Origin of the sequence: Sinomonas sp., assembly GCF_051955515.1 — a bacterium.
In the GTDB taxonomy this organism is placed as follows: domain Bacteria; phylum Actinomycetota; class Actinomycetes; order Actinomycetales; family Micrococcaceae; genus Sinomonas.
Window position 1 is genome coordinate 1 of record NZ_JBQCGQ010000257.1, and the last position, 24,007, is coordinate 24,007.

22 protein-coding genes and 1 tRNA gene are annotated in these 24,007 nt (G+C 69.2%); 15 read left to right on the top strand and 8 right to left on the bottom strand.

Annotated elements, in window-relative coordinates; all coding sequences use genetic code 11:
* Positions 1-140: 140 nt before the first annotated feature.
* From ACTHL9_RS15265 to ACTHL9_RS15300, 8 genes are all read left to right on the top strand, one after another.
* Complete coding sequence (locus ACTHL9_RS15265; protein WP_440520138.1) at positions 141-317, top strand: hypothetical protein; 177 nt, start codon at positions 141-143, stop codon at positions 315-317.
* Between the two features lie 82 nt (positions 318-399).
* Entirely contained in the window at positions 400-1,731 is a 1,332-nt protein-coding gene (locus tag ACTHL9_RS15270) for an FAD-binding oxidoreductase (protein ID WP_440520139.1), read from the top strand.
* A 72-nt stretch (positions 1,732-1,803) separates the two neighbouring features.
* Positions 1,804-2,805 (top strand): dihydroxyacetone kinase subunit DhaK, encoded by a 1,002-nt coding sequence (dhaK, locus tag ACTHL9_RS15275; RefSeq protein WP_440520140.1) that lies wholly within the window; start codon positions 1,804-1,806, stop codon positions 2,803-2,805.
* A 1-nt stretch (position 2,806) separates the two neighbouring features.
* A complete protein-coding gene (gene dhaL / locus ACTHL9_RS15280) occupies positions 2,807-3,454 on the top strand; it encodes a dihydroxyacetone kinase subunit DhaL (protein WP_440520141.1) in 648 nt (215 codons plus the stop codon).
* Positions 3,451-4,128: a dihydroxyacetone kinase phosphoryl donor subunit DhaM gene (gene dhaM / locus ACTHL9_RS15285; RefSeq protein ID WP_440520142.1), complete on the top strand. Its 678-nt coding sequence runs from the start codon at positions 3,451-3,453 to the stop codon at positions 4,126-4,128. Before dhaL ends, dhaM begins: the two co-directional genes overlap by 4 nt.
* Before the next feature lie 80 nt (positions 4,129-4,208).
* On the top strand, positions 4,209-6,338 hold the full coding sequence (locus ACTHL9_RS15290) for a prolyl oligopeptidase family serine peptidase (protein WP_440520143.1): 2,130 nt from the start codon (positions 4,209-4,211) through the stop codon (positions 6,336-6,338).
* Between the two features lie 6 nt (positions 6,339-6,344).
* On the top strand, positions 6,345-6,806 hold the full coding sequence (locus ACTHL9_RS15295) for a GNAT family N-acetyltransferase (protein WP_440520144.1): 462 nt from the start codon (positions 6,345-6,347) through the stop codon (positions 6,804-6,806).
* 49 nt (positions 6,807-6,855) lie between these two features.
* Entirely contained in the window at positions 6,856-7,416 is a 561-nt protein-coding gene (locus ACTHL9_RS15300; protein ID WP_440520145.1) for an amino-acid N-acetyltransferase, read from the top strand.
* On the opposite strand, the gene ACTHL9_RS15305 is transcribed toward ACTHL9_RS15300, so the two are convergent.
* Both ACTHL9_RS15305 and ACTHL9_RS15310 read right to left on the bottom strand, forming a co-directional pair.
* Positions 7,385-7,873: a hypothetical protein gene (locus ACTHL9_RS15305; RefSeq protein WP_440520146.1), complete on the bottom strand. Its 489-nt coding sequence runs from the start codon at positions 7,871-7,873 to the stop codon at positions 7,385-7,387. The genes ACTHL9_RS15300 and ACTHL9_RS15305 overlap by 32 nt on opposite strands.
* A gap of 9 nt (positions 7,874-7,882) precedes the next feature.
* The gene (locus ACTHL9_RS15310; RefSeq protein ID WP_440520147.1) at positions 7,883-8,875 is read right to left on the bottom strand and encodes an A/G-specific adenine glycosylase; all 993 of its coding nucleotides are present in this window, start codon (positions 8,873-8,875) and stop codon (positions 7,883-7,885) included.
* 74 nt (positions 8,876-8,949) lie between these two features.
* On the opposite strand from ACTHL9_RS15310, the gene ACTHL9_RS15315 reads away from it, so the two are divergent.
* A complete protein-coding gene (locus tag ACTHL9_RS15315) occupies positions 8,950-9,648 on the top strand; it encodes a hypothetical protein (RefSeq protein WP_440520148.1) in 699 nt (232 codons plus the stop codon).
* Positions 9,649-9,686: 38 nt separating this feature from the next.
* On the opposite strand, the gene disA is transcribed toward ACTHL9_RS15315, so the two are convergent.
* The 3 genes from disA to ACTHL9_RS15330 form a co-directional block, all read right to left on the bottom strand.
* Positions 9,687-10,763 carry a DNA integrity scanning diadenylate cyclase DisA gene (gene disA / locus ACTHL9_RS15320; protein ID WP_440520149.1) on the bottom strand — a complete coding sequence of 359 codons (1,077 nt, stop codon included), beginning with the start codon at positions 10,761-10,763 and terminating at the stop codon, positions 9,687-9,689.
* Positions 10,764-10,870: 107 nt separating this feature from the next.
* The gene (gene radA, locus ACTHL9_RS15325) at positions 10,871-12,262 is read right to left on the bottom strand and encodes a DNA repair protein RadA (protein WP_440520150.1); all 1,392 of its coding nucleotides are present in this window, start codon (positions 12,260-12,262) and stop codon (positions 10,871-10,873) included.
* A gap of 39 nt (positions 12,263-12,301) precedes the next feature.
* Positions 12,302-13,420, bottom strand: a complete 1,119-nt coding sequence (locus tag ACTHL9_RS15330; RefSeq protein ID WP_440520151.1) for an FUSC family protein — start codon at positions 13,418-13,420, stop codon at positions 12,302-12,304.
* A 232-nt stretch (positions 13,421-13,652) separates the two neighbouring features.
* On the opposite strand from ACTHL9_RS15330, the gene pstS reads away from it, so the two are divergent.
* The 4 genes from pstS (at position 13,653) to pstB (ending at position 17,804) form a co-directional block, all read left to right on the top strand.
* Positions 13,653-14,771 carry a phosphate ABC transporter substrate-binding protein PstS gene (gene pstS / locus ACTHL9_RS15335; protein WP_440520152.1) on the top strand — a complete coding sequence of 373 codons (1,119 nt, stop codon included), beginning with the start codon at positions 13,653-13,655 and terminating at the stop codon, positions 14,769-14,771.
* 103 nt (positions 14,772-14,874) lie between these two features.
* A complete protein-coding gene (gene pstC, locus ACTHL9_RS15340) occupies positions 14,875-15,867 on the top strand; it encodes a phosphate ABC transporter permease subunit PstC (protein WP_440520153.1) in 993 nt (330 codons plus the stop codon).
* 1 nt (position 15,868) lies between these two features.
* Positions 15,869-16,975: a phosphate ABC transporter permease PstA gene (gene pstA / locus ACTHL9_RS15345; RefSeq protein ID WP_440520154.1), complete on the top strand. Its 1,107-nt coding sequence runs from the start codon at positions 15,869-15,871 to the stop codon at positions 16,973-16,975.
* Positions 16,976-17,024: 49 nt separating this feature from the next.
* Complete coding sequence (pstB, locus tag ACTHL9_RS15350; RefSeq protein WP_440520155.1) at positions 17,025-17,804, top strand: phosphate ABC transporter ATP-binding protein PstB; 780 nt, start codon at positions 17,025-17,027, stop codon at positions 17,802-17,804.
* A gap of 38 nt (positions 17,805-17,842) precedes the next feature.
* On the opposite strand, the gene ACTHL9_RS15355 is transcribed toward pstB, so the two are convergent.
* Both ACTHL9_RS15355 and ACTHL9_RS15360 read right to left on the bottom strand, forming a co-directional pair.
* A complete protein-coding gene (locus ACTHL9_RS15355; protein WP_440520156.1) occupies positions 17,843-18,856 on the bottom strand; it encodes an anion permease in 1,014 nt (337 codons plus the stop codon).
* A gap of 21 nt (positions 18,857-18,877) precedes the next feature.
* Complete coding sequence (locus tag ACTHL9_RS15360; RefSeq protein ID WP_440520157.1) at positions 18,878-19,495, bottom strand: DUF47 family protein; 618 nt, start codon at positions 19,493-19,495, stop codon at positions 18,878-18,880.
* 655 nt (positions 19,496-20,150) lie between these two features.
* On the opposite strand from ACTHL9_RS15360, the gene ACTHL9_RS15365 reads away from it, so the two are divergent.
* On the top strand, positions 20,151-22,601 hold the full coding sequence (locus tag ACTHL9_RS15365; RefSeq protein WP_440520158.1) for a LuxR C-terminal-related transcriptional regulator: 2,451 nt from the start codon (positions 20,151-20,153) through the stop codon (positions 22,599-22,601).
* Positions 22,602-23,054: 453 nt separating this feature from the next.
* On the opposite strand, the gene ACTHL9_RS15370 is transcribed toward ACTHL9_RS15365, so the two are convergent.
* On the bottom strand, positions 23,055-23,717 hold the full coding sequence (locus tag ACTHL9_RS15370) for a hypothetical protein (RefSeq protein WP_440520159.1): 663 nt from the start codon (positions 23,715-23,717) through the stop codon (positions 23,055-23,057).
* 79 nt (positions 23,718-23,796) lie between these two features.
* Between ACTHL9_RS15370 and ACTHL9_RS15375 the strand changes: the two genes are divergently transcribed.
* Positions 23,797-23,869, top strand: a tRNA-Lys gene (locus ACTHL9_RS15375).
* Positions 23,870-24,007 lie beyond the last annotated feature (138 nt).

Here is a 24,007-nt window from a genome sequence, read left to right on the forward strand (position 1 = left end):
CCTTGGGGGGCGGCTCTATGGCGCGCGCCGCCTGCCCCCCCGCGTGCGGTCCCAAACAGCCCCCGGCGCCCCCACACCTTCCGATGGTGTGGGGCCGCCGTCGTCTGTTTGGGGGTGTCGGGGCTGGGAAGAAGCAGGGCATGACTGAGACACAGCCAGAAGGCGGCGAAGACGTCGAGCGCGCTGAGGAGCAGGGCGGCTACGGAAGCCCGACTCCCGAGCAGGAGATGGGCGAGGACCAGGAAGGCGGCGGACTCGCCGGTGAGGGAGGGTCTGCGGAGGGCGACGAGGGGATGCCGGGAGAGCCCACCGACTGATAAATCCAAACGCTAGACAAACTCTGTTACTGAGGAGTACAGTCTTTCTCGGTCTCACCCTTTCTGATCCGAGAGAGACATCATGACCACTCAGCTCGAGTTCATCACCCTTGAGGACCTCGTCCGCGGCGAGGTGTACGACCCCGCGGATTCCAACTACGCACCCGAGGCGGCGGCCTTCAATGCCGCTGTCCAGCATCGGCCCGACGCCGTGCTTGCCGCCAGGGACGCGGCCGACGTCGTCGCGGGCGTCCGCTGGGCCTCCCTCAACTCCGTGCCGCTCGCCGTTCAGGGGACCGGCCATGGCGCGGAGAAGGCTGTGGAAGGCGGCCTGCTGATCAGCACGAGGGCGCTGCGGAGCGTGGCGATCGATCCTGCCGCTCGGACTGCGACCGTGGGGGCGGGCGTGAAGTGGCGGCAGGTGATCGATGCGGCAGCACCGCACGGGCTCGCCCCGCTCAACGGCTCGTCGTCGGACGTCGGCGTCGTCGGGTACACCCTCGGGGGTGGACTGCCGGTCTTGGGCCGGACGTTTGGCTTCGCCGCGGACAGCGTGGTGAGTTTCGACGTCGTCACGATGGACGGCGTGGCCCGCACTGTCAGCGGGACCCAGGAGCCAGAGCTCTTCAACCTCCTGTGCGGTGGCGGCCGGGGCCTCGCGGTGGTCACTTCCGTGACCATGCGGCTGTACAGGGTGTCCGAGATCTATGGCGGCGTCCTGGTGTTCGACGGCGAACACGCCTCCGCCGTGCTCCGGTCGTTCGCGGCCTGGGCGCCGACGCTGCGCGACGCGTCCAACACGGCCTTCAAGTTCCTGCGTGCGCCCGATCTTCCGCAGGTGCCGCGTGAACTGGCGGGACGGCTGACCGTCCATGTGCACTTCGCCCACGTGGGCAAGGGCGGCCCGGAGGCGCTCGCCCCCATGCGGCAGGCGGCGCCCGTCCTGATCGATGGCGTCGGCGTGCTCCCGTACAGCGAGGTGGATCGGGTCTACAACGACCCTGTTGACCCGATGCCATTCGCCTCCGGGGGAGTGGGAATCGAGGACTTGACGCCCGCTGCGATCGACGCCGCGCTCGCCCTCGCAGGCCCCGAGGCCGAGTGCCTGCTGCCCATGCTGGAGTTCCGGCTTCTCGGCGGCGCCCTGACGAGCGACGACGGGCGCGCAGCGTCCGCCCTCGGCCTCGGCTACGCGGCCCACGTCGTCGGCGTGATGGCTCCGCCCATCGCCCACCTCGTTCCGGCGGAGATCGAGAGGACCCTCGCGGCCCTCAGCGCCTTCGGCAACGGCCACACGCCGCGCAATTTCCTCGGAGGTGCGCCGGACACATCGCCGGCGTGGTCGGACCGGGTGAACGCCGCGCGCGCCGCGGCCAAGGATGCCCTGGATCCCGAGGGACTCTTGGGGGATTAAGCCCGGAAGCTCCCGCGACACCCACTGACCGCGTTCTACCCAAGTGACGAACGCGGCGGGTAGGCTCCGCACGTGAAGAAGCTCATCAACGACCCGAGATCTGTGGTCGAGGAGTCCGCCGAGGGCTTCGGGATGGCCCACGCGGACCTCGTCGAGGTCCATCTCGATCCGCTCTACGTGACGCGAAGGGGCGGGGCGGTCAGTGGGAAGGTCGGGCTCCTTTCGGGCGGCGGGAGCGGGCACGAACCGCTGCACGCGGGCTTCGTGGGCCAGGGGATGCTGGATGCCGCGGTGCCGGGTGCCGTCTTCACCTCTCCGACGCCAGACCAGATCGTCCCGGCGAGCCAGGCAGCGGACGGAGGGGCCGGCGTCGTCCATATTGTGAAGAACTACACGGGCGACGTGCTCAACTTCGAAACCGCCGCCGAGCTCTGCCAGGCCGAGGGCCTCGACGTCAGGAGCGTGCTCGTCAACGACGACGTGGCCGTCGAGGACTCGCTCTACACGGCGGGCCGTCGCGGGGTCGCGGGGACGGTCCTCGTCGAGAAGATCGCGGGGGCGGCAGCCGAGCGGGGGGATTCCCTCGATGCGGTGGAATCAGTCGCCCGTCGCGTCGCCGAGAACGTGCGTTCGATGGGCCTGGCCCTCACGCCGTGCACCGTCCCCCATGCAGGTAAGCCGAGCTTCGACCTCGGCGACGACGAGATCGAGATCGGGATCGGCATCCACGGCGAGCCCGGGCGCCGAAGGGTGGGGCTTGAGCCTGCGGACGCCCTCACTGACCACCTCCTCGCGCCCGTTCTCGAGGACCTCGGCCTGGCCCCCGGGGAGAAGGCGCTCCTGCTCGTCAACGGAATGGGCGGGACTCCCCTCTCGGAGCTCTACATCGTGTATCGGCGGGCGGCGCAGCTGCTCGCCGAGCGCGGCATCACCCTCGAAAGGAGCCTTGTGGGAAATTACGTCACGTCCCTCGAGATGCAGGGGTGCTCCGTCACCGTCCTGCGCCTCGACGATGAGCTCACAGCCCTCTGGGACGCCCCCGTCCGGACGCCGGCACTCAGATGGGGGCTGTGACATGACCGCCCTCGACGCGGCTTGGGCCGACCGCTGGCTCCGGGAGGCGGCCCGCGTCCTGGCCGCGCACCGCGACGAGCTCATCGAACTCGACCGGGCCATCGGCGATGGGGACCACGGCGAGAACATGGACCGGGGGTTCCGGGCCGTCGTGGCGAAGCTCGACGAGAGTCCCAGCGAGTCGGTGGCGGCCGCGCTCAAGCTGGCGGCGACCACGCTCATGAGCACGGTCGGGGGGGCCGCCGGCCCGCTGTACGGGACGGCCTTCCTGCGGGCATCGATTGCCGCCGGCGACCGCACGGCGCTCGATGGGTACGCCGTCGAGGCCGTTCTGGCCGCAGCACGCGACGGGATCGTGGCGCGGGGGAAGGCCGAGCCGGGCGACAAGACGATGGTGGATGCCTGGGCGCCGGCCGTCGAGGCGGCGGCGAGAGCGGCCGACGGCGAAGCCGCCCTTGAGGCCGCCGCGTCCGCTGCCGAGGAGGGCGCCCGCGCGACGAAGCCGCTGGTCGCGCGGAAGGGGCGCGCGAGCTACCTTGGGGACCGGAGCGCCGGCCACCTCGACCCAGGGGCCGTGTCGACGTCGTACATCCTCCGCGCCGCCGTCACCGCGGCCGTCAGCGAGATCCTCTCGGGTGAGGTCACGTGACCCCCGTCGGCCTGCTCATCGTCTCGCACAGCACGCGCCTCGCCGAGGGCGTCGTGGAACTCGCCGAGCAGATGGCCCGGTCCGTGCCCATCGTCGCCGCGGGCGGGATGGACGACGGCGGCCTCGGGACGAGCTTCGAGAAGGTGATGAAGGGCGTCGAGGAGGCGGATCAGGGCGAGGGGGTCGTGATCCTCGCCGACCTTGGCTCGGCCGTCATGACGGCGGAGTCCGTGCTCGAGTTCCTCGACGACGACCAGCGCTCCCGGGTTCGCGTCGCCGACGCCGCCCTCGTGGAGGGATCCGTGGCAGCCGCGGTGGCCGCGGAGGCCGGGGCCGGCCTCGACGCAGTCATGCGCGCCGCGGAAGAAGCCGTGCCGGGTGCCCCGGCGGAGGAGGGGCCGGAGGTGGGGGAACCGACCGCCTCGGCTGTCCTCACGCTTACTAACCGAACCGGCCTGCACGCTCGCCCAGCCGCTGTCCTCGCGGGGCGACTCTCCCAGTTCGATGCCCAGATCACGATCAACGGCGCCGACGCCCAGTCGGTCATGGCCCTGATGGCGCTCGGGGCGCGGAAGGGGTCGCAGGTGGTGGTGGAGGCGTCCGGACCCGAGGCGGAGGCCGCCGTCGGCATGGTGCGCGAGCTCGTGGAGCGCAACTTCGGCGAGCCGGAGTGACCCGCCAAATCTGAAAGGACTGTTTCACCATGAGTGAACGCCTCTGTGCTCTGGGCCACAGAACGGGTTGAATCAGTGCCATGAGTGCCGACGTCCAGATCGACGAGCCGCAGACACAGTCCGGCCCCGAAGAAGCTCCCGAGACACCGTTCCATCACCTCGACCATTACGTTGCCATCCCGCGACTGAGCGGGCTCGTCCTGAGCCCGGATGGCTCCCGACTCGTCACGACCGTGGCGACGCTGAACGGCAAGGGCACCGAGTACGGCTCGGCGCTCTGGGAGCTGGACCCCGCGGGGGAGCGGCCCGCCCGCCGCATCACCCGCAGCGCCAAGGGCGAGGCCGGAGCGGCCTTCGCCGCGAACGGCGACCTCTTCTTCACCTCGGCCCGCCCCGACCCCGAGAAACCGGATGAGGAACCCGTCAACGCCCTCTGGCTCCTCCCGCGTGACGGTGGCGAGGCGCGCGTGGTCCTGAGCCGAGCTGGCGGAGTGGAGTCGGTACTCACGGCGCGGTCCGCGGACGGGACGTTCGTCCAGGCTTCCGTCCTGCCGGGCAGCAAGGATGAGGACGACGACGACAAGCGCCGCAAGGCCCGCAAGGACAACAAGGTCTCGGCCGTGCTGCACTCGGCGTACCCGGTCCGCTTCTGGGACGCGGACTTGGGACCGGACGAGCCGCGGCTGTTCGCCGTCGAACCCTCCCAGGAGGCTCCAGAACCGGGGAAACCGGCCACTCTCGACGAGGGGCCCACCCTCGAGCTGCGCAACCTCACGCCGGACGCCGGGGCGCGCCTGCGGTTCGGGGACGCCCACGTGAGTCCGGACGGCCGCACCCTCTACGCGGGCTTCCTCAAGCCCCTCGCGAAGGCGGACCTCCGGGACGAGGTAGTTGCGGTCGACGTGGCCACCGGCACCCGTAGAACCCTGCTGTCGGAGGACCGGAAGGACTTCTTCCCCGGCCCCGTGAGCCCGAACGGCCGCCTGCTCGCGGTCGTCGTCGAGCCTCACACGACCCCCACGCAGTCGTTCACCAGCGAGCTGCACCTCCTCGACCTCGAGCAGGGCGAGCTGCGGCGGCTCGCCGCCGATTGGGACCGGCTGGCCCACCCCGCCGCGTGGCTCCCCGACAGCTCGGCGCTCCTGGTCACCGCGGACGACGGCGGCCGCTCGCCGGTGTTCCGCATCGACATCGCGAGCGGCGAGGTTGCCCCCGTGACGCACGACGACGGCGCCTACACCGACGTGGTCGTCGCGCCTGACGGTCGGGCAGCCTACGCGCTTCGCAGCTCGTATCTCTTCCCGCCGGAGGCCGTCCGGATCGACCTCGAGACCGGGGAGGCGACTCGTCTGCTCAACCCGGCCGAGCGGCCGGAGATCCCGGGCAGGCTCGAGGAAGTCACCGCAACGGCCGAGGACGGGAGCCCGCTCCGGGCGTGGCTTGCGCTGCCCCGGGAGTCGGAATCCCACAGTCAGGCACCGCGGCGCCATCCGCTCCTCCTCTGGATCCACGGAGGCCCGATCGGCTCCTGGAACGCCTGGACGTGGCGCTGGAACCCCTGGCTCATGACCGCTCAGGGCTACGCCGTCCTCCTGCCCGACCCTGCGCTGTCCACGGGCTACGGCCAGGACTTCATCCAGCGGGGTTGGGGCCGATGGGGAGCTGAGCCGTTCACGGACCTCATGGCGCTCACGGACGCCGCCCTCGAACGGCCGGACCTCGACCCTGATCGGACGGCAGCCATGGGCGGCTCCTTCGGCGGGTACATGGCGAACTGGGTAGCGGGCCACACGGATCGGTTCCGTGCCGTCGTGACCCACGCAAGCCTCTGGGCCCTCGAGGGCTTCGGCGCGACCACGGACATGGCCCACTACTGGGCGAAGGAGATGGACGCGGCCATGGCGGACGCAAACTCGCCGCACCAGTCCGTGGGCGAGATCCGAACTCCCATGCTCGTGATCCACGGAGACAAGGATTATCGCGTCCCCATCGGCGAGGGACTCCGCCTCTGGTACGAGCTCCTGAGCGCATCCCAGCTCGCCGCCGACGAGGAGGGCCGCACGCCGCATCGCTTCCTCTACTTCCCGGACGAGAACCATTGGATCCTGAAGCCGCAGCACGCGAAGGTCTGGTACGGAGTGGTCAAGGCGTTCCTCGCCGAGCATGTGCTCGGGGAGAAGCGCGAGCTGCCGGAGGAATTGGGGTTGTAGGAAGCCATGGACGTTCCGCGGCTCGCCACGCCGGGCCAAGCCATCGTCGTCGCTGAACTGCTCGACGCCTTCAATCAGGAGTTCGGCACGCCCACGCCCGGGATCCGAGTTCTCGCGGAACGCCTTACGGTGCTCTTGGAACGGGAGGACACTCTGGCGCTGCTCGTCGGGGAGCCCGCGGTCGGTGTCGCACTCGTGACTCTCCGCCCGAACGTCTGGTACCGGGGTCCCGTGGCGCTCCTGGACGAACTGTATGTTGTGCCGGGCAGCCGGGGCGAAGGCCTCGGCTCGCTCCTCCTCGGGGCGGTCGAAGACCGCGTCGGCGAGCGGGGCGCGGAGCTCGTGGAGATCAACGTGGACGGCGAGGACGTCGATGCCCGGCGCTTCTACGAGCACCATGGCTACCGGAACCGAGACGCCGGGCAGCCGGAGCCGCAGCTCTACTACTTCCGGGAGCTGGGGGCTTAGCGGGGGGCCGGACCGGCGAAGGCCTCAGCCCGGCACCTAGGATGGCTCCATGACTGCCGCGCAACCCGTCACTGAGTCCGTCGCCGCACAGGCCTTCCGGCTGCGACGCGCGCGGACCAGCGATGTCGCGGCAATCAGGCGTCTCATTGCCCCCCTCGCCGAGCGCAGGATCCGCATTTCCAAGGAATCGGTGGCCTACTACGAGGCGATTCAGGAGTTCCGCGTCGCCGAGACGCCCGAGGGAGAGCTCATCGGCTGCGGCGCCCTGCACGTGATGTGGGAGGACCTCGCCGAAGTGCGCACGCTCGCCGCGGCGGACGACTGGCGGGGGAGGGGCGTGGGCCATGCGCTCGTGGAGCAGCTCCTCCAGGATGCGGTCGACGTGGGCGTCCAGAGGGTCTTCTGCCTGACCTTCGAGGTGGGCTTCTTCGAGCGCCACGGATTCGAGGTCATGGCGGACCAGTCCGCCGTGGATCCCGAGGTGTACTCGGAGCTCCTGCGCTCCTCCGACGAAGGCGTTGCGGAGTTCCTCGACCTGGCGCGTGTCAAGCCCAACACCCTCGGCAACACGCGCATGATCAGGTGGCTCGCGGGGCGGGCGCGGGAGTAGCGGTCCCCAGGCTCCCGACGTCGAACGTGACGTCGGCGATCAGCGCGGCAGGGCACTGAGGTCCCCATGGATGCTCGACCCTCGGCGCGAATGTTGTCTTCAGGGTCTCGATCGGCGTGCCTGAGGTATCGGTCCCCTTCACGGTGACGTCGATCGGGCTTTCCGTGAGGGTCCGCATCAGGATCGACGCCCGTTTCCAGCCGGAGGCCGAGGGCCCGGAGTCGTCGAGGACTTCCAGCTGGCCGCCGCTGCACACACCGTCTTGGCAGGCCTCTCCCCAGAGGGTGCCGGCCCTCAGCGTGGCCGCGCGCTGCGGCGTGATGTGGAGGGTGACGACGGGCGCCGCCGCGATCGCGGGGCAGGCAACTGGCCCGGGGACGCAGGCGGCGAGGGGGAGCACGGCCACGGCAGCGGCCAGTGCGGCGGAGGCCACCCGGAGGGCGTGAAGCCCGCTCATGACGAAAGGCTACGGCAGGACGAGCCCGCCGTCCCGTTCGGCCGCCAGGCCGTCCGCAAGAAGGCCGGCGATGCAGCGCTCGAGCCGTTCGGGATCGGGCTCGAGGGCATGAAGCCGCGCGAGCGCCGCCGCGATCGGGCCCTCGCCGAAGGCCGCGGGAAGCAGCGGCGCGTCGAAGAGGGCGCGCGGCACAGGCCGCGAGGCCGCCCGGAGCACGGCCATGACGGCGCCCCGCACCTGCCGGTCCGTGCCGTGCCAGGCCTGGCCCTTCGGGATGTACGACGGCGGCGGCTCACCCGCCGCTCGCCACGCACAGTTCCGCGCCACCGGGCACGCGGCGCACTTCGGAGAGCGGGCCGTGCAGATCACGGCTCCCAGCTCCATGACCCCAGCGTTCCAGCGCACCGAGGCGGAAAGGCGACCTGCGCCGTCGTCGTCCGGGAGCAGTTCCTCGGCGAGCCTGCGCTCGGCCGCCGTAAGCGCCGGCGAGGGCAGCGCCTCGCCGCGCACGAGGCGCGCGTGCACGCGGCGGATGTTTGTGTCGACGACGGCGGCCCGCCGCCCAAACGCAAACGCAGCCACGGCGGCGGCTGTATAGCCACCCACCCCGGGAAGACTGAGGAGGCCGGCCTCGGTGTCCGGAAGAACGCCGTCGTTCTCGTGGGCGACGACCGTCGCGGCAGCGTGGAGGCGCAGCGCGCGGCGTGGATAGCCCAGACGGCCCCACGCCCGGACGGCCTCGCCTGCCGGCTCCGCGGCCAGATCAGCCGGATGCGGCCAGCGCTCCATCCACTCGCGCCAGACGGGGAGGACCCGCACCACCGGGGTCTGCTGGAGCATCACCTCGCTGACGAGGATTCCCCAGGGGCTACATTCGGGGTCGCGCCACGGGAGGTCGCGCGCCTCGTTGGCGAACCACTCCACGATGGTCTCGTGCAGCCCTTCGAGCACGGCAGGGTCGAGGGCTGGCGCGGCGACGGCGGTCAGGGCTCCTCCTTGCATGAGCGGGCCATTCCACTGTAGCCGTGGCGGCGCGCCGACCCGGTCTCAGCGGCAAGGTTTCCTAGCCTTGAAGCATGCCCACGCCGCGACGACCCGTTCCACAACGACAAAGCCAAGCTGTCTACCGGCGTCGCCGTCTCGTCGCGGCGACGCTCCTTGTCCTTGTGCTCGGTGTCCTCGCGCTCGGCGCCTGGACCCTCGTGCGCGGGCTGGGGCACTCGTCGGCGGCGCGCGCCGCTGTCGATTCCGCACCGCTCGCGACGCCCACGCCCTCGCCGACGGCTTCCTCCTCAGCTGCGGCCGCGGCGACCACGGCCGCGGCGACCACGGCCGCGGCAACCGCGGCCCCGGCGGCAGCGACCGGCGATCCGACCGCCTCCCCGACTCCGACGTGCGACCCCGCCAAGATCGCTGTGGCTGCGTCCACCGACAAGCCGGTGTACGGGCCGACAGAGAATCCGGTGCTGACCCTCAAGGTCACCAACCAGAACGCGATCCCGTGCCCCGTCGATGTGGGGACGAGCCAGATGGAATACCTGATTGTCAGCGGCGCGGACCGGATCTACGACTCGAAGGACTGCCAGGACGGGGCCGAGGACCTCGTGAAGACCCTCGCCCCCGGGGCCACCGAGATCGCGAACCTCCCTTGGTCGCGCGTCCGGTCGACGGAGGGCTGCAAGGCCATCACCGTCAAGCCGCTTCCGGGCACCTACGTGCTGACGACGTCGCTCGGATCGCTCCAGAGCCCGAAGGCCGTATTCACGCTCCAGTGAAGCGCACGGGCCTGACCCATAGGTCAGAGAAGCAGCGGTCAGAGGAAACGGTCCAGGAGGCTCGCCTCGGCCATGCGGCTGAGTCCCTCCCGGACCGTCCGGGCACGCTGCTCCCCGATGCCGTCGACGGTCATGAGGTCCTCGATGGTCGCGGCCATGAGGTTCTGGAGGCCCCCAAAGTGATCCACCAGCCGCTCGGCCACAGCACGAGGGACCGGCTTGAGGCCCGAGATGAGGCGGTAGCCACGGGGTTCGACGACGGCGTCGAGCGTCGCTTCGCCGCCCGCGTAGCCGAGGATCGCGGCCACGCGGTTGAGGTCGATGAGGTCGGTGGCCGAGAGATCCGCGAGGGCCTGGACTGCCGCTTCGATGGTCTCGGGCGTCGCGTCGTCGCCCGCGTAATCGCGGATGACGACGTCGCTGCCCGGCCCGCGGCCCACTGTGAGTTCCTCCAGCTGGAGCGAGAGCAGACGGCCGTCCTCGCCGAGCTCGAGCACATACTGGCTGATCTCCTCGGAGATGCGCCGGACCATCTCCTGGCGCTGTAGGGTCTGCGCGACGTCCCGGACGGTGACCATGGCCTCGATCTCGAGTGCGGAGAGGGAATTGGTCACCTGGTCGAGCCGGGCCCGGTAGCGCTCGAGAGTGGCGAGCGCTTGATTCGCGCGGGCGAGCACCTTCTCCGAGCCTTCGAGGACGAACCGCAGGCCGCCCACGTACAGGGCGATGATCTGCATGGACTGGCTGACGGAAATGACCGGGAGGCCGGTCTGGATCGCGACGCGTTCTGCGGTGCGGTGACGGGTTCCGGACTCGGAGGTGGGGATGGTCGAGTCCGGCACCAGATGCACGGCCGCGCGGATGATGGTCCTCGCCTCGCGGTCCATGACGATGGCGCCGTCCATCTTCGCGAGCTCCCGCAGGCGCGTCGGCGAGAACTCGATGCCGATTTCGAAGCCGCCCGAGCAGAGGGACTCGACGGTGCGATCGAAGCCGAGGACAATGAGAGCGCCCGTTCGCCCGCGGAGGATGCGTTCGAGTCCGTCACGGAGACCGGTTCCCGGTGCAACCCGACCCAAGGTGTCGGCGAGCACTTCCTCGGGGCTCCGAGCCATATGACGTTCCCTTTCGCGGCACAGCAAAGGCACCCACGTGGGCACTGAGTCCCATGGTATATGCGCGTGTAGACGCCTACGTGCCGGGAAATGGCAACGATTCGGCCTCAGGATGGCGTGATGAGGAGGCCGAGCGCCTCGGCCACGTGACCCACTTCACGGACGGAGAAACCGGACGGAATCTCGCCCGGTCCGTTGGGGCTCGCCGGAACCACGGCGTGGGTGAACCCGAGGCGGTGGGCCTCCTGAATGCGCCGGTTGATGCCCGGCACCGGCCGCACCTCGCCTGCGAGGCCGACCTCCCCGAACGCGATGAGCCGCTGCGGAAGCGCTTGGCGCGTCTTGGCCGAGGCGACGGCGAGGGCGACCGCCAAGTCTGTGGCGGGCTCGCTGAGCTTGACGCCGCCGACGGTGGCAACGTAGCTGTCGTCCTTGTGCAGGATGCAGCCCGCGCGCTGCTGGAGGACCGCGAGCAGCATGGCGACGCGGGAGGAATCGAGCCCGCTCGTGGCGCGCCGAGGCTGGCCGTTGACGCTCTCGGCTAGGAGCGACTGGACCTCCGCGAGCAGCGGCCTCCGTCCCTCGAGCGTCACGGTGATGCACGTTCCGGAGACGGGCTCCTTCGTGCGCGAGACGAAGAGCCCCGACGGATCGGTGACACTCGAGATCCCCTCTTCGCCCAGGTCGAAGCAGCCGACCTCGTCCGTGGGCCCGTAGCGGTTCTTCACGGCGCGGATGAGGCGCAGCCGCGAGTGCCGTTCGCCTTCGAATTGGCAGACGACGTCCACGAGGTGCTCGAGCAGGCGCGGGCCCGCGATCGAGCCGTCCTTCGTCACGTGGCCCACGAGGAGGGTGGTCATGTTCCGGCGCTTGGCCGCTGCGATGATCGACGCCGCGACCTCGCGGACCTGCGAGACGCCGCCTGCGCTTCCCTCGACTTCCACGCTCGAGAGGGTCTGGACGGAGTCGACGACGAGGAGGCGCGGCTCCAGCTTCTCGACCTGCCCGAGGGCCTGGGCGAGGTCCGTCTCCGCCGAGAGATACAGGCCGGGGGCGACGGCACCGATCCGCTCGGCGCGAAGCTTCACCTGGGCGGCGGACTCCTCGCCCGTCACGTAGAGGACTCCGCCGGGAGTGCTTCCCGTGCCGGCGACCTTGGCGGCGACGTCGAGCAACAGCGTCGACTTGCCCACGCCGGGCTCGCCCGCAAGGAGGATGACCGCGCCCGGCACGAGCCCGCCCCCGAGGACTCGGTCGAGCTCGCTCACGCCAGTGGGCAGGAAGGCGGCCTCGGTCGCATCGACCTCGGCAATCTGGCGGGCCGGTTCGCGGACGCTCGTGGCCGCCGTCGTCCGCGCCACGGTGACGCCGACCTCCTCGACCGTGCCCCATGACTGGCATTCGCCGCACCGCCCCACCCACTTCGCCGTGGTCCATCCGCATTCGGCACAGCGGTAGGCGGCGGCGCGGGAGGAGCGGGCGGAAGTCTTCGAAGCCATGTGCCCAAGGCTAGCCGTGGCCTCGGACATTCCTGGGAGTCACAGGTCCGGCAGGAGCGCGATCGCGTCGTTGTGCTCGTAGCCGGTGGCCTCGAGGAGGTCCACGAGCATGGGGCGGATGAGGATCACCAGGGCCTCGCCCTCGAGCCGCTCCACATGGAGCTTGCGGGGGTGGGCGCGGGCGGCGATGTCCTCGAGCATGAGTCCGGCGGAGCGGAGGTTGGCCCGGCGTTCGGCGCGGTCCGAGGTGGAAAGCCCCGCGGCCACAAGGTCGAGGGCCTCGGCGGTGTCCTCCAGGAGGTCGGCGATGCCCTCCGCCGCCGCGCTCGAGAGTGCGGCGTTGTTGATCGCGCTCGTGAGGCGTCTCGCGACGACGCGCCCGTTGCGCAGGGCGAGGTCGAGGTATTCGACGGCCTGCGCGAAGCTCTCGATCTCGCCCCGGTACCGCCGATACGCGGGGGCGAGCCGGGCGACCTCGCCAGAGGTCTTGAGCGTGGTCCGTATCGTGTCCACGAGCGCCTGGGAGCCACGGCCGCGGACGAGCGCGTGCCACGCCCGCGTCGAGTCGCTGTCCACGAGCGCCTCGGAGCACTCGCGCAGCATCGCGGAGAACGCGCCGACGAGCTCCTGGAGATCTTGGCGCGGCTGCACCCGCGGATCGCGGGGGATGAGCGCGGTGATGAGCAGCGAGACCAGGCCGCCGACGACGGCGTCGATACTTCGCGTGAACGGCCCCCCGACCGGGGTCGGCAGCAGGACGACGAAGAGCGATTGGATGCCGAGCTGAGTAGCGAAGATCACCCCGCGGTCGAGGAAGCGGGCGAGCAGGAGTGAGACGATGAGCGCGAAACCGGCCTGCCAGATGCCGGCACCGGCGTAGGTCACCACGAGGTCGCCCAAGGCGATGCCGAGCGTGCAGCCGACTGATACCTCGAGAACCTTCCGCACCGTCAGGTCGCGGCCGAACCCGAGGGCGATGAGCGCTGAGGTCGCCGCGAAGATGGGGCCCACATGCCCGAGCAGGTACTGCGCGATCAGGTAGGCGAGCACGGCGCCGACGGTCATGAGGAGCGCAGGAAGGGCTGAGGCCCGCGTGCGCGCCCACCCGGCTCTCGCCCGGTCACGGACGACGTGTTCCACCTGCTCGAACCGCTGCATAGAGGCAGTCTAGGGAGGCCGGCTGGGCCCTTTACTCAGAGGGCCGTGTGATGTGCAAGACTCCCGCGCCGGTTGTCACCCCAACTCCGCCGCCCGTTCATCTTCCGTTAACCGACGGCGCGGAATCTCTTTACCTGAGGAACCTAGCTTCGAATCAGTACGACTCGTACGCACCCGTTCGGACGCGCCTTTCGCACGGCGCACCTGAAACCACCCTGGAAGGGGTCATTTCGTGAAGGCTATCCGTTTCGGCCGTCTTTCGGCCGTCGCCGTCGTTGCCGCAGGCGCCCTTGCGCTGTCGGCGTGCGGTTCCGACAACCCCGCCGGCAGCAGCGCCCCCAGCGCAACGCCGTCGGGCCCGAAGGTCACCGGGACTCTGACCGGCACGGGTTCGAGCGCGCAGTCGGCCGCTGTCGACGCGTGGAAGCAGGGGTTCACCCAGGCCAACCCGGGCGTCACCGTCCAGTACTCGCCCGACGGCTCGGGCGCAGGCCGCAAGACGTTCATCTCGGGCGCAAGCCAGTTCGCCGGGTCCGACGCTGCCATGACGACCGATGAGCTCAACTCCGCGAAGGCCGTGTGCGGCCCCGACGGCGCCCTCGACATCCCGGTGTACATCTCCCCGATCGCCGTGACCTTCAACCTCCCGGGCGTCACTACCCTGAACCTCTCGGCCGACACGATCGCCAAGATGTTCCGCGGCCAGATCTCGAAGTGGAACGACCCGGCGATCGCCGCCGACAACTCGGGCGTCAACCTCCCGGATCTCAAGATCACGCCGGTGCACCGTTCCGACGACTCGGGCACCACTCAGAACTTCACGGAGTACCTTGCCAAGGCCGCCCCGTCGGCCTGGACCGACAAGTCGAGCCAGACCTGGCCGGCGTCACTCCCCGGCGAGAACGCCAAGGGCACTTCCGGCGTCGTCAAGACGGTGACCGACACCCAGGGCGCGTTCGCCTACGCCGATGACTCCGCCGTGAGCGGCAGCCTCGGCAAGGCCAAGATCAAGGTCGGCAGCCAGTTCGTGGCCCTCTCCGCTGAGGGCGCCGCGAAGGCCGTCGAGATTTCGAAGCCGGCCGACGGCCGCGCCGCGAACGATCTCGCGCTGAACCTCGACCGGACCACGACCGACACCTCGGCGTACCCGATCGTCCTCGTCTCGTACCACGTGGTCTGCACGGCCTACAAGGATCAGGCCACCGTGGACCTCGTGAAGGCGTGGGAGAACTACGTCGTGTCCGACGCCGGCCAGAAGGCCGCAGCCTCCGCCGCGAAGAGCGCCCCGCTTTCCTCGGCCCTCGCCGCGAAGGCCAAGACCGCGATCGATTCCATCAAGGTCAAGTCCTAGTCAACAGGTCTCCAGTGCAAGCCCGCCCCGACCGAAACCGGCTGGGGCGGGCCTTGCGCTGGGTCCGAGAGGACGTGTCAAGATGACGAGAACCGCTGGCGAAATGACCCCTGAAACATCCAAGGGACCTGATGTGACCACGACCCAGACCAAGACCCCGGAGCAGGCCGAAGGGCCGCGCCCACTGTCTGCGCGCGAGGGCGCCGGGGGAGACAACATCTTCTCGGGAGCTGCGCTCGCGGCAGGCGTGATCATCCTGGTAGTCCTCTTCGCCGTCGCGGTCTTCCTCATCGCGCAGGCCTTCCCCGCGCTCGTGGCCCCGCAGGATCAGATCGCCGGAGGGAAGGGCTTCTGGGCCTACATCCTGCCGCTCGTCATCGGAACGGTGATCGCGGCGGTCATCGCCCTGGTCATCGCCACCCCGATCTCCATCGGCGTGGCCCTCTTCATCTCGCACTACGCTCCCCGCAAGATCGCGCAGATCCTGGGCTACGTGATCGACCTGCTCGCGGCGATCCCCTCGGTCGTCTTCGGCGCGTGGGGCATCTCCTTCCTCGCGCCGGCGCTCGTCCCGGGCTACAACTGGCTCTCCTCGACCCTCGGCTGGATCCCGATCTTCGCGGGACCGCCCTCCGCGACCGGCAAGACGGTCCTGACCGCGTCAATCGTGCTGGCGGTCATGATCATCCCGATCATCACGTCGATCTCCCGCGAGATCTTCCTTCAGACGCCCAAGCTCCACGAGGAGGCGGCGCTGGCCCTCGGAGCGACGCGGTGGGAGATGATCAAGATGGCCGTGTTCCCGTTTGCCCGGCCCGGCGTGATCAGCGCCGTCATGCTCGGTCTCGGCCGCGCGCTCGGCGAGACGATGGCGGTGGCCCTGGTGCTCTCCTCGGGCCCGCTCCTTGCGAGCCTCATCAAGTCCGGCAACCAGACGATCGCGGCGGAGATCGCCCTCAACTTCCCCGAGGCGAGCGGCCTGAGCCTCAGCACGCTCATCGCCGCCGGCCTCGTCCTCTTCGTCATCACCCTCGTGGTCAACGTCGTCGCCCGCTGGGTCATCAGCCGCCACAAGGAATTCTCGGGAGCGAACTGACATGGCCTCCATCACTTCCGCACCGCGCCGTTCTGCCCTGACCCGGAATCGCCTGCCGCGCTACGCGATCTGGGTCGCCGTCGTCGTCGGCCTCGTGCTCGGCGCCGCGCTCTCCACGCTCGTGGGCTTCAACCCCTTCGGGTGGGGCGTCTTCGCCGCGATCGTGTTCACGGTCGTCTACGTCGCGTGGAGCGGCGCCATCGAAGGCTCCCGCAAAGCGAAGGACAAGCTCGCTACGTGCCTCGTGGTCGGCGCCTTCCTCGTGGCCCTCCTGCCGCTCATCTCGGTCATCTGGACCGTGCTCGTGGAGGGCGCCAAAGGCCTCGCGACGCCCGGCTTCCTGACCACCTCGATGAACGGCGTGAGCGGCATCCAGGACAACGAGTCCGCCAACAACGGCACGAAGGTCCTCGGCGGCATCTACCACTCGCTCCTCGGCACGCTGATCATCACGCTCTGGGCCACGATCATCTCGGTCCCGATCGGCCTGCTCACCTCGGTCTACCTCGTCGAGTACGGCAACGGGAACCGGCTCTCGCGGGGCATCACGTTCTTCGTGGATGTCATGACCGGCATCCCGTCCATCGTCGCAGGCCTCTTCGCCGCCGCCCTGTTTGCCACGATCTTCGGGCCGGGCACCAAGACCGGGTTCGTGGCCGCCGTCGCGCTCTCGGTGCTGATGATCCCGGTGGTGGTGCGCTCGAGCGAGGAGATGCTGCGGATCGTTCCGAACGAGCTCCGCGAGGCCTCCTACGCGCTGGGCGTGCGCAAGTGGCGCACCATCCTCAAGGTAGTGATTCCCACGGCGATCTCCGGCATTGCCTCGGGCGTCACCCTGGCGATCGCCCGAGTCATCGGCGAGACGGCTCCGATCCTGGTCACCGCCGGCTTCGCCACGAAGATCAACACGAACGCCTTCGCGGACTGGATGTCCTCGCTGCCCACGTTCATCTACACGCAGATCCTCAACCCGACCTCGCCCTCGAACCCGGATCCGAGCCTTCAGCGCGCATGGGGCGCGGCGCTGGTGCTCATCATCTGCGTCATGATCCTCAACCTCGTCGCGCGCCTCGTGGCCCGGTTCTTCGCGCCGAAGACCGGACGCTGACTGAGCCCTGCGCCAGCGCATTCCAGACCGCACCGAATCGAAGGAAAGCATGTCCAAGCGAATCGACGTCAAGGACCTGAACGTCTACTACGGCAACTTCCTGGCCGTCGAGGGCGTCAACATCACCATCGCCGCCCGCTCCGTCACAGCCTTCATCGGCCCGTCGGGCTGCGGCAAGTCCACCTTCCTGCGCACGCTCAACCGCATGCACGAGGTGCTCCCGGGCGCGCGCGTCGAGGGCGAGGTGCTGCTCGACGGCGACGACCTCTACGGCGCCGGCGTCGATCCGGTGGCGGTGCGCACCCATGTGGGTATGGTCTTCCAGCGGCCCAACCCGTTCCCCACGATGTCTATCCGCGACAACGTGCTGGCCGGGGTGAAGCTCAACGGCAAGCGCATCTCGAAGAGCGACGCGGACGGGCTCGTGGAGTCCTCGCTCCGCGGGGCCAACCTCTGGAACGAGGTCAAGGACCGCCTCGACAAGCCCGGTTCGGGCCTCTCGGGCGGCCAGCAGCAGCGCCTCTGCATTGCGCGCGCCATCGCGGTGAAGCCGGACGTGATCCTCATGGACGAGCCGTGCTCGGCCCTCGACCCGATCTCGACCCTCGCCATCGAGGACCTCATCGAGGAGCTCAAGGAGGACTACACGGTCGTGATCGTGACGCACAACATGCAGCAGGCGGCCCGCGTCTCTGACAAGACGGCGTTCTTCAACATCGCCGGCACCGGCAAGCCGGGCAAGCTCATCGAGTACGCGGCCACCACGGACATCTTCAACAACCCCAAGGTGAAAGCCACCGAGGACTACGTCTCCGGCCGCTTCGGGTGAGCTGCTAGGGAGTCGCCCTCCGGGCCGGTAGCGCGGGCTCAGAACCTGGCGAGGGGGTCGAGAGCAAGGCCGAGGATGAGCCCGAGGAGGGCCGTGGCCAGAGGGGTGGCGATCCAGAAGGCCACGAGCCGGGCCAGGAGATTTCCCTTGACCGCCGCAAAGTCCTGGTTGCTGCCCGCCCCGAGGATGGACGCGGCAACGGTGTGGGTCGTGGACAGCGGCCAGTGGAGCCACAGCGCCCCGAAGAACAGCATGACCGTGGTGACGGCCTGCGAGACGAAGCCCCGCAGCGGATCCGTCCGCACAAGGCGGTGACTGAGCGTGTAGGTGATCCGCCAGCCGCCGGCGAGCGTCCCCAATCCGAGGGCCGCCGCGGCCACGCCCACGATCCACGGGGGCACAGCCGACCAGTCCGCCCTCGAGCCTAGGGTGGCGAGGACCAGGACAGCGATGATGCGCTGCCCATCCTGGAGGCCGTGGCCGAACGCGACGGCGGCCGTGCCCACGGACTGGGAGGCCCGCAGCGCGGCATGGGCCTCGCTCGGCTGGCGATACCGAGCAAGCCAGGTCACGAGACTCGTGAGGAAGAACGCCGCGCCGAAGGCGAGGAGGGGCGACAGGATCAGCGGAAGCCACACCTGCAGCCACAGCACGTCGGCGACCCCGGCCTGCGGAGAGTGGCCGGTGAGGACCGCCGCGATGCTCGCCCCCGCGATCCCGCCCACGAGCGCGTGGGTTGACGACGACGGATAGCCGCGCCACCACAGGTAGACGTTCCAGAGGCTCCCCGCGGCCACGCCAGCGAGGAGCAGGACAAGGCCCCGCCCGCCGTCGGGCGTCTTGAGCCAGCTGCCGCCGAAGTAGTTCAGGAGCCACGCGCTCGTGAGAGCGCCGATGACGTTGAAGAAGGCGGCGAGGACGACGGCGATGCTCGGCGTGAGCGCGCGGGTCCGGACCGTGAGCCCCACCGCGTTCGAGGCGTCGCGGAAGCCGTTGAGGAAACCGAAGACGGACGTCACCACAACGACCGCGACGCTGAGGGCAATCGTCACGGCAGAGTTCCTTCGACCACGTCAGGATTCCTTGACGATGATGCGGCCCACGTTCGTGGCGATGTCCCTGAAGGCATGGGCGGCGCTCAGGAGCGCGCGCGCCATCTCCGCGTTGCGTGCGTAGTGGCCGATCGAGAGCTCGCGCAGCGAATCTGCGCTCCAGACCCTGTGGGTGTGATTGGCGCGCTTCGCGAGGCGGATGGTCTCGATCCAGTAGTCCTCGAGGTCGTCGAGGCGGCCAAGGCTCCGCATTGCAGTGACGGTGAGCTCCGCCTGCCGGTTGACGATCTCGAGCTGGTCTGACGCCTCCCGCGCGATCCGGTCGAGCCGGTTGAGCACCACGACCTCCCCCACGGCAACGAGCTGCTCCATGCTCGCCACGAGTCCTTCCGAGAGGTCGAGCAGGTCCTCGCGGGGAAGGGGATTCACGAAGCTCGTGCGCAGCTGCGTGAGGAGCGCGCGCTGGAGCTCGGTGGCCTGCCGCTCGTGGTTCATGAGCTCGTCGAAGATCCGCTGGTGATCCTGTCGTCGGGCTCCGAACATCTCCGACAGGACCTGCGCCGCCGAGACCGACTGCTGTGCCATCTTCGCGAGAAGCTCGAGCGCGGCGGTCTCCTGGGGGAAGAGACGCAGCTTCATGGTTCTCCGGTTCGCGACGCTGAAGGGCAGATGCAGGTCCGGCGGGGGCCGGCATGAGGCATGCTACGCGAGAAAAGTGAACTTGTGCGGCACCGGTGATGCTGACCACTGAGCCGCCACCGTGCCCCAACGCGGAGATTAGGGGTTGTCACCACGGAGGACACCGTGGTGGGGTTCTTGCGCCTCTGCGAGGAGATTTGGCGTCATGATGGGGACTCCAACCGCTCAATTGAGGTGATAAAGCGGTATCAGGACGGAAAAGCGGGGTCTCGATGGAGATGATCCGGCACGGAGGGTTGCGTCAGGGTTTCCACGGAGACCGACGTGGTCCGCCACTGAGACACGGGGTTGCCCTCGTACGCTCATCCCGAAGCTGTGTGCTGCGCCTTCTTCAAGGGAATGGAGTTTCCCCTGAACGGCAGCGTGGCCGGCGTAGTTCTTCCCTTCCCCAGCCTCGAGCGTGACGTCGCAGTGCGCCCTCCCGACATCGTCATGACGGCGTCGACGACTCGGCTGCCCGCACCGCCTGGGGTCAGGCAATGAGAGAGGTCTGAAGAGGTTGTTTGATCATGTGGTCGACCGCGTCCTGCGGCACGTCGTGCAAGGCCGTGGTGTCCGGATCGTCGGTTCCCGGGGCAGCGGCAGGACGTCAATCGTGAAGCAGCTCGTCGAGCATCTGGAGGAGCAGGGGACGAGGGTCTACAGCATCTTCGCGATTCCCTCGCTCGCGTCGGTGCCGTTCTCCGGGATCCTGTCGATGGGCCTCGACATCCGGACCCGCACGGTGGGGATCATGGGCATCTCGGACTTGCTCGCAGAGCAGCTCTCGCGCTCAGGTACGCGGCTTCTGGTTGTCGATGACATCGACAACCTCGATCGCGAGTCCCTTGCCGTGATCGACGTGGTGCAGAAGCGGACCGAGGTCCCGCTCATCATCACCGCGAGCGACGTGCCGTTTGAGTCCAAGGCGCCCGCCGTCGCGCTCGGCCGCTGGCCCGAGGTGACAGTGGCCATCCCCCCGCTCCGCTACGAGCAGGTCAATGCGCTGATTCTGGAGATGCTGGGTGCTCCGGCCGATGTGACCGTCTCCGCGCGGATCCTCGCCAAGTCCGGGGGCAACCTGCGGCTGGCGGTGCGCATCATCGAGACGGCCAAGCTGAGCGAACGTCTGGTCCTGCGGGACGGCAGATGGGCCCTGAATGGCAACACCCTCATGAACGAGCATCTGCACGCGACTATCGAGGGGATGCTCCACGGCCTCGGCTCGGAGGAGTTCAAAGCCCTCACGGCGCTCTCGCTCCACGGCCCCAGCCCCGTCGAGCGCCTCGTGGACACGATCGGTACGGACGTGCTCGACCGGCTCGAGCATCGCGGCCTGGTCTCCGCGGTGGCCGGACCGGAGGGCGAACTGCTCGCCTCCGTCTTCCCGCCCGTCGTCGAGGACTACCTCACGGGGCACGTCCTCAAGTCCCGCAAGATCCTCCGCAGCGCCCTCAGCGAGAGCTTCATGACGCCGTCGTACGAAGTCGCCGACGCGTCGGAAGCCGAGGACCCCGTCCGCGCCGCGCTCGGTGCCCTGCGCTCCGAACTCGCGGGCAGCCATGCTGCCACCGTGCGGCATTTCCACAAGCGGCTCGAGTTCTTCGAGCGTGTCCATTACCGCGCGTGGGAGACCGACCCCAGCCTCTCCAACGCCGTCGCCTTCCTGCGGGTCTATTGGGGCGCCCCCATTGACGAGAACCGGGTCTGCGAGGTCTTCAGCGGCACCGACACCCGGCGCGGAGACCCCGGGGACCGGCTCTTCTTCACGATCACCAAGGCGATGTGGCTGACGAACGACGGCGATGCTGGCGCCGCCTATGCGCTCTTGGAGGACTTCGCGTCGAAGGAGCCGGAGTGGGAGGGCGATGCGCGCGCGTTCGCCGTCCTCATCGAGTCGAACGTCAAAGGAGTGCCCGCGGACGTCGACGAGTTCTTCGCCAAGCTGACCAGCCGTCACCCCACCAGCGGCCTGAGCGCGATCGCGAAGGGACTCATCGAGCTCTACAGGTTCAACCCGGACGCAGCAGTCGCCGCCGTGGACTCTGCCGGCGGCTTCGACACGCTGCCTCGGTTCGAGCCGTTCATCCGCGGGATGGCCCTCTTCGCCGCGGGGAAGTTCGACGAAGCGCTCGTCTACTCGCTCGACCGACGCCAGGTGGCCCTTCAGACGGTCGACCAGTTCAGCCTCGTGACCCAGAGCTACGTCGCAGCCTTGGCGCTGCTCTACCGCGGTCTATTCGACGAGGCGGAGTACCTGATGGGGTGGGCGTTCGCGTTGGGTCGGCCCGGCTTCCTGCTGAGTTCGCTGTACAACGCGATGCTCCGCCTCTCCTCGCTCCGGGACGAAGAGGTCTCCTCGGCCCTCGGCGAGCAGGCCGGAGCTGGCGCCCGGGACGTCGGCCCGCTGCCCGGAGTCGGCAAAGGGGTGTACGAACTCGTCCTGCGGAAGCCGCCGACGTCCGAGGCCTTCGACGTCCGTGCGAGCCGCCTCCTCGACGACCAGCTGGCCCACGGCTTCGTGTTCGAAGCCGTCTTCGGGGGCCTGTTCTCGCTGTGCCTCTTGCCTGGACCCCGGATGAAGGAGCGCGTCGAAGCCCTTCTCCACCAGCGGGGCATCGCCCAGCACGATCAGCTGCTCGCCGTGGCCGGCGCCGCGCTCGAAGGCGACCTGCGTCTGGTGAGCCGGCTGCTCGAGGCCTACGTGCCGGACGGGGACGCCTACCAGATCGTGATGCTGCTCCACGGAGCCGCGCGCCGATTCCGGCTGGCCGAGGGTTCCTCTTCCCAGGCGACCGGCCTGGACCGACTGGCCGAGAGGTTCGCGGCGCGGTTCAAGACGGAGGGGCAGTTCATCGCGTTCGAGCCGGGGCTTCCGAACGCGATCCTCACGGACCGGGAGCGGGAGATCGCCCTCCTCGCGGGCATCCAGACGAACCAGGAGATCGCCTCGCAGCTCGGCCTCAGTGTCCGCACCGTGGAGAGCCACATTTCCAATGCCCTGCGGAAGACGAATGCGGTGACGAGGAAGGCCCTTTTCGAGCTGGTACGGAACTGGGTTCGGTAGCTTCCACGGAGATGGGTCCGGTTTGCCACCGAGTTTCTACTTGTTGACCACGGTGGGCCGAATTCCGCGGAATAGCCTGTATCCCGACGCATCCACTTGTGGTGTGGCTCCCCCGGGGGAGGGGCCGCCGAGGATGCGTCGGGAGGCGCGCCCGGGGCGCCATGTGGGGGGCATGGCACTTTGCACTCGCACCGTAGCCCGGGCGCGCTTCCGTCAGGCTATCCGACGTGCTGCGCGCCTACGCGGTGACTACTGAGGCCGGGGGTTCCGGGCAGGAGCCCGGACAAGAATAGAGCGCCGAACCGGGAGCGCCTCTCGGCGGAAGGCCGCTCGAAGCGGCTAAAAGTTGGAGCCCGGGGCTACCGCGGTCCGACGCCACCATCAGTCTTCTACGGGCCTCCGCGGTAGTCAACATTGACGTTCGCGGCCTCGGCCGCTAGTGCCTCCGCCAGATCAATCCAGCTGGCCGCGGCGCCACGCCTTCGCGGAAGCCTCGAGATCCTCGGCGGTCTTCACGAGCTGGTGGGCGTTGCGGGTGAGCTTCGTAGCGTGCTGGGCGTTTCCCCATTCCGCACTGTCGGCCAGCTTGGCCTGCCCCAGCGCCACGACTCGGCAGAACGCGGCGGAGCGCTCCAGCGCAACGTCGAACTCGCCGTCGAACGCCCCGGACAGGATGGCGTCGGCCATCGTCGTCAGCTCATCCGCCCCTGGAGGCTCGGCGACGCCGGCGACGGCGTGGGAGACCTGCGCCGTGTCCTTGCCGGCCTTGAAGTAGACGGAGATCCGCTCCGGATCGCTGCGAGTCGCGGCGCGGAGGGCGTAGAGGCGCCAGAGCGCACCGGGAAGCGATCGGGCAGGGCTCTCCGCCCACATCTCCGCGATCGCGTCCAAGCCCTGCTCGTCGGCGAGGCGGACGAGGCGTCTGGTGATCTCGGGGTCGTCGCTCTCCCGGCCGCGCCGCACAAGCGCCTGGGCGGCCAGATGGGCTGCCTCGGAGACCCGGGCGGGGTCTGCGCCGCCGGCGAACGGCTCGAAATCGATGGGCGCGAACGGCTTCGGCTTGTGCGGCCTGACTGGCCCCGAGCCAGATCCGGTACCTCCTGGTTGCTCGCTCATGCCAAGTACGGTACTCCTCTCGCGCCTGCGTTCCCACGGCGCTGCGCTAGAGTACTGAGTGACCGGCGCGCGCCGGCCGGGGCCTTTAGCTCAGTTGGTAGAGCAGCGGACTTTTAATCCGCGGGTCGTGGGTTCGAGACCCACAGGGCCCACCGAGTGTCTGGGTCAGTAGCTGTACCCGCTCCGCTCTGACGGGGGATTATCTGTACCCGAAACGGTGGGGGCGTGAAGTCTTCGCCGACGGGGTAGAGCCACGTCATGAGGACCGCTTTGCTCGTGATCGACATGCA